Origin of the sequence: Bacillus sp. FJAT-47783, assembly GCF_022808615.1 — a bacterium.
GTDB lineage: Bacteria > Bacillota > Bacilli > Bacillales > Aeribacillaceae > Bacillus_BZ.
Genome location: NZ_JAKZKS010000030.1, coordinates 22,499 through 28,534, shown reverse-complemented (window position 1 = coordinate 28,534; position 6,036 = coordinate 22,499). Strand labels below are relative to the sequence as shown.

The window sequence follows — 6,036 nt, the reverse complement described above, 5'->3', positions numbered from 1 at the left end:
GAAGATGTCCTTAAAAAGTCAAATCGAAAAATCAAAAAACTAATACAAAGTCAACTACAGCAATGGGTAGCAGCCTTACCTAACTATATCAAGGCTTATTTGCCGATTTCAGTATGCGAAGTTTGAGTTCCTTATTATTAAAAATCTCATATCTTTGTATTAGAGATCTTTTTTAGGAGGGAATGGCATTGGGGCTAATAACAGCTGATGATACGAAACAATTACCGCATAAAAAACAACTTCCTTTCATCAGTGGCATTTTATTTACCATCATTTTAGCTGCTATTGGCTGGGGATTATCGTTACTTCCATATTTTAATAAGCTTGGCCCGATGGCAATTGCGATATTGTTGGCAATTCTTTATCGTCAAATAAGAGGGTATCCAGAGTTGATTCAAAGCGGGGTTGAATTCACTGCAAAGAAAATATTACGAATCGCCATCGTATTATATGGACTTAAGCTTAATATACAGCTAATCTTACAAGAAGGATTAGAATTGTTAGCGATTGACGCTTTCGTTATTACGTTCTCGATTTTAATCACGATTTATTTAGCTAAAGTGCTAAAAGCAAATCCGATGATCTCATTACTTGTCGGAATCGGTACAGGTGTTTGCGGAGCTGCAGCCATTGCCGCTGTATCACCTATTTTAAAGTCCAAAGATGAAGAAACGGCTCTTTCTGTCGGAATGATCGCTCTCATGGGAACAATTTTTGCCCTATTGTATACATTTATTCAACCACTACTTCCTCTCGATCAGGAAGCATACGGCATTTGGTCAGGAATTAGTTTACATGAGTTAGCTCATGTTGCGTTAGCGGCAGCCCCTGTTGGTCAAGACGCTCTAGCGATTGCGTTATTAGCAAAACTCGGTCGCGTCTTTTTACTCATTCCATTATGTTTTATATTGATGTACTGGATGAATCGTAAAAATGGGGCTAATCATGAGAAAGCAACAATTGCTTTTCCATGGTTTTTAATAGGTTTCGTCATTATGAGTGTGATCGGAAGCTTCATCACAGCATATCAACCGTTTAACCTTCATTTATGGTTAGAACCCATTGCAACGGTATCTTCCTTTTTATTAACGATGGCAATGGTTGGACTCGGCTTAAATGTCAATTTAAAGCACGTTCGCTCGAAAGCTTTAAAGCCTCTTTTAGCACTTATCCTTGCTTCGATTGCTTTATCAGCTATAACACTTTTAATTAGTATGTAATCGATTTTCATGATATCTTAGAAAGGAAAATAAGTTGGGGGTGGAATAATGGATATTAACACATTGTTGAATCATTATCGTTTCGTTCGTACAAACACTCTTTCCATTTTAAAAGATGTGACAGAGGAAGCATCTGATCTCATACCAGAAGGTCATAATAATTCAATCCGTTGGAATGCTGGTCATATTCTCGTATCGGAAGCTTTATTTTTCGGAGCCATACTCGACAATCCAAAATCGCAGCAATATGTAAATTTATTTAAGCCTGGCACTAACCCAAGGGAATATGAATCGATGCCACCAAGCCTTGAAGAAATAAACGATTTACTCCAATCTCAGCAAAGTCAATTAGAAAAGATGATTGAAACTCGCGCAAATGAACCATTACCGAAAGCTGTTCAAATTGGACCTGTGGAGTTAAAAACAATAAAAGATGTCGTACATTTCAGTATTTATCATGAAGGGGTACATCAAGGTACGATGAAAGCATTAATCAATTCAATTTCTAAATAACATCAAAAGCTCATTCCAATGCCTACATCGGAATGAGCTTTTGTTATTTATTCACCATCAGTTTTAACAATACTTCATCTGTCTGCTTCGTTCCTTCATTTCCTAATGTACAGAAGTTATCAATCGTTTTTTCAACATCATCGGCAATAAATCCGTCAGTCGATTGGATGGACTGGTTGTTCATCGACAAAATCGCAGATTGAACCGCAACACTTGAACATGTTGCCACTTTCATCGCACAACCTGCTTTTGCCCCGTCACAAACCATACCCGAAACATTCCCGATTGTGTTTTGGATGGCACCTTTTATTTTTTGTAAATCCCCGCCTAGTAAGTAGGTTATCGCGGCACTTGCCCCCATACCAGCAACCGTGACACCACATAAAGCCGATAAACGACCAAACTTTGATTTGATGTGAATGGTAATTAGGTGACTTAAGGCAACCGCACGGATCAGTTTTTCTTCATTTACTTGCAACTTTTCCCCAACTGCAACAACAGGTAATGTGACTGCAATTCCTTGGTTACCACTTCCCGTATTGGCCATAACCGGCATGGTCGAACCTGCCATACGTGCATCAGATCCTGCTGCTGAAAGGGACATTGCTCTCGTTGCTAAGTCGTCAGAAAGCCAGCCTTTTGCAATATTATCTTTTATCGTTTTTCCTACTTGCAAGCCGTACTCGTTTTGCAAACCCTCTACGCCGATTTTTTTATTTAATTCAATGCTTTTCTTTACGAGCTCAAGCTTTGACATATCAACATGTTTTATAAAATCAACAATCGTATCAATCGTTAGCTTTTTTAACTCTTGTTCACTCGCTTTCATTTGGACGTTTTCACAGCCACCTTGAAAAAGAGACTTTCCATCCTTTTCGATTAAAACGATATCACTATGACGATCGGCTATAACAACGCGTACTTCTTCATCTTTAGAAAACGCACGAATCTCGATAAAAAGCTTTTTATCTTGATCCGCTAATGAGAGTTTGACCTTCCCGTCTTTTACGAATTGAATCGCTCGTTCTTCTTCTTCCTTTGTTATCCCTTCTAACACTTCAAGTTCTTTATCGGCTTGACCAGCAATAGCACCAAGCGCAGCAACAAATTCAATCCCTCGCTCATTCATGCCAGGAATACCGACCGCTTTTGCATTTTTAATAATGTTTCCACTCGCCTTTACTTCCATTTTTGTTAACTCACCCGTTAGCTGCTTTTTCGCTGTTGCCGCTGCTAACGCAATGGCCGCTGGCTCTGTACATCCTAATGCAACCGTTAGTTCTTTTTTTAATATTTGTAAGATTTGTTCTTCTTTCACGATCATCACCTACCATCTATCTCTCTACTTATTTTCAAATATAACATGAAAAAAGGGACCTTTTTTCTTTCTTCCTTAACTTATTCTTAATAAATTCTTCCTATTTGGTTTAGATTTGGGAAAAAAGGGGTAAAACATTGTATGAAAATTAGAGGATATTCGACAACCATGGCGTTATCGTAAGGATATGTATGAATTTTGTCGACTAATTCGTATAAAGGCTTGTTACGTCCTACAAACTGGAATAATAGCAATATATCATATTTTCAATTTTTCAAAAATTAAGGTACACTAACATTTATTAATAAATCGTTGGAGAGAGGGATTACATGAAAGAAAATAAAATAATGGATTGGCCCACATTTTACGGGGCACTAGTACTATTGTTGCTCGTAGCGATCCCGCTCATTATCTTTCCTGAGCAAGGTGAGGCGATCGTTCTCGCTGCCAATAGTTTCCTAACAGAAAAATTTGGTTCACTCTATTTAGTTTTAGGACTTTTTGCGCTTATCTTTTTAAGTTATATTGCTTTTAGCCGGATTGGGACAATTAAACTAGGCGATGATCAAATCATGCCCGAGTTCTCAACCGTTACATGGGCTGCGATGTTATTTTGTGCCGGGATTGGTTCAAGTGTTCTTTATTGGGGAGCCATTGAGTGGGCATATTATTACAATGCTCCGCCGTTTGGCGCTGAACCACAATCAAAGGAAGCAATTCAATGGGCTACTTCTTACGGAATTTTCCACTGGGGACCTATCGCATGGGCCATGTATTGTATACCTGCCCTTCCAATTAGTTATTTCTATTATGTTAAGAAAAAGCCTGTTTTAAAAATTAGCGAAGCTTGCCGGCCTGTCATTGGAAAGCTAGCAGATGGACCAATAGGTAAAATCATTGATGTACTATTTATGTTCGGCTTACTAGGAGGAGCTGGCACAACTTTAGCATTAGGTGCACCGCTTATCGCCTCTGGGGTTGAAACCTTAACGGGTATTCCATCAACGATGACGGTGAAAACAGTGATTTTACTTATTTGTACATTTATTTTTGCACTAAGTTCATACTCAGGATTACGAAAAGGAATAAAAATATTAAGTGATGCAAACCTTTGGTTAGCTGTATTACTACTTGCATTTATTTTTATTACGGGTCCAACAGTATTTATGGCAGAAACGACGATTAGCAGTATCGGCTTTATGTTAGACCATTTTTTTCAGATGGCAACTTGGACAGAGCCTTTTAATGATTTAGGTCCTTTTGAGCGGACTGGCTTCCCTGAATCTTGGACTGTTTTCTACTGGGCATGGTGGCTTGTTTACGCACCGTTTGTCGGTTTGTTTATAGCAAAAATTTCTCGCGGACGTACGATTCGTCAAATGGTATTAGGAACCGTCATTTACGGTACGATTGGCTGTGCGTTATTCTTTGGAATCATTGGAAACTTCGGTCTTTTCCTTGAACTTTCTGGCGAATACTCTGTCACAACCGTGCTTCATGAACAGGGAGCGCCTGCTGCCATTATAGGAATCTTAACTCAGTTACCTTTAAATCAATTCATCATTGGTATTTTCACCGTTTTGGCGATCCTTTTCTTAGCAACGACCTTTGACTCAAGCTCATACATTTTAGCATCTGTCGTCCAAAAGGAAATAAAAGATGAACCGATTCGTTGGAATCGTTTATTCTGGGCTTTTGCTCTTTCTATTTTACCTCTAACATTAATGTATATTGGTGGTCTTTCAACATTGCAGACTGCGAGTATTGTCGGTGGATTTCCATTAATCGTGATCATTACATTGCTTTCGATATCATTTGTCATAGCCGTAAAGAAAGATCTCGTTGAAAAGAAACGAAAAGAACGAATGGCAAATAAAAAAATATCGTAAAAAGGAAAGGGAGTTCTCTAAGCAGAGGAGCTCCCTTCTTTATTGAAACCATGCCTTTCACTTACACGAAACAACCAGACTTTCTAGCACTGTTTATCCAACTAAGCTTTTTTTTTGTTTTAGTTTCGCCAACATGTCTATTGTCATTTTTGCTAAATCATACTCTACTTTAAAGCCCCATTCTTCCTTCGCAGCCGTTGCGTCAATGGAATTTGGCCAGCTTTCCGCAATGCTTTGACGAACTGGATCTACTGCATAATCCATTTTAAAACTTGGAATATGCTCACGAATAGCCGCTGCAACATCTTCAGGCTCAATACTCATAGCTGTAACGTTGAATGAGTTTCGATGCTTTAGTTTTGAAGGATCCGCTTCCATTAAATCAATGATTGCATTTAACGCATCCGGCATATACATCATGTCCATATACGTACCTTGAGCGATATAAGAAGTGTAAGAACCTTTCTTAATTGCGTCGTAATAGATTTCTACCGCATAATCCGTCGTTCCCCCCCCTGGTGGTGTTACGTATGAAATTAAACCAGGGAAACGAAGCCCACGCGTATCAACGCCAAATTTATAGTAATAGTAGTCACATAATAACTCACCAGATACTTTGTTTACCCCATACATCGTTGTAGGACGTTGAATCGTATCTTGTGGCGTTTGATCTTTCGGTGTTGTTGGACCAAATGCACCAATCGAGCTTGGGGTGAAGAATTGACATCTTAACTCTCTCGCTACTTCGAGTGCATTGACAAGCCCCCCCATATTTAAGTTCCATGCTAAAAGCGGTTTTGCTTCTGCTGTTGCAGAAAGTAATGCTGCTAAGTGAATGATCGTATCCACATCATGTTTTTTTGCTAAATGGAACATACTCTCTGCATCGGTTACATCTAATAGTTCAAATGGTCCTTTTTGGACAACATCACTTTCCGTTTCACGAATATCCGTCGCGATTACATGGTCATTTCCGTACACTTCGCGCATTTTCATCGTTAGCTCTGAGCCGATTTGGCCAAGAGCACCCGTAATTAAAATCTTTTTCATAAAGACTCCCCCAATAAGTTTGTAAAATCGAATGGTTCTTTCTTAA

At 38.9% G+C, this 6,036-nt stretch carries 5 protein-coding genes; 3 read left to right on the top strand and 2 right to left on the bottom strand.

Annotated elements, in window-relative coordinates; all coding sequences use genetic code 11:
* Nucleotides 1-182: 182 nt before the first annotated feature.
* Complete coding sequence (locus tag MLD65_RS16105; protein WP_243292876.1) at nt 183-1,220, top strand: YeiH family protein; 1,038 nt, start codon at nt 183-185, stop codon at nt 1,218-1,220.
* Nucleotides 1,221-1,268: 48 nt separating this feature from the next.
* Complete coding sequence (locus MLD65_RS16100) at nt 1,269-1,733, top strand: DinB family protein (RefSeq protein WP_243292875.1); 465 nt, start codon at nt 1,269-1,271, stop codon at nt 1,731-1,733.
* A gap of 43 nt (nt 1,734-1,776) precedes the next feature.
* Here MLD65_RS16100 and MLD65_RS16095 read toward each other — a convergent pair whose 3' ends face one another.
* Nucleotides 1,777-3,051 carry an L-cysteine desulfidase family protein gene (locus MLD65_RS16095; protein ID WP_243292874.1) on the bottom strand — a complete coding sequence of 425 codons (1,275 nt, stop codon included), beginning with the start codon at nt 3,049-3,051 and terminating at the stop codon, nt 1,777-1,779.
* A 329-nt stretch (nt 3,052-3,380) separates the two neighbouring features.
* On the opposite strand from MLD65_RS16095, the gene MLD65_RS16090 reads away from it, so the two are divergent.
* Nucleotides 3,381-4,940 (top strand): BCCT family transporter, encoded by a 1,560-nt coding sequence (locus tag MLD65_RS16090; protein ID WP_243292873.1) that lies wholly within the window; start codon nt 3,381-3,383, stop codon nt 4,938-4,940.
* 93 nt (nt 4,941-5,033) lie between these two features.
* On the opposite strand, the gene MLD65_RS16085 is transcribed toward MLD65_RS16090, so the two are convergent.
* A complete protein-coding gene (locus MLD65_RS16085; protein WP_243292872.1) occupies nt 5,034-5,990 on the bottom strand; it encodes an L-threonine 3-dehydrogenase in 957 nt (318 codons plus the stop codon).
* Nucleotides 5,991-6,036: the final 46 nt, after the last annotated feature.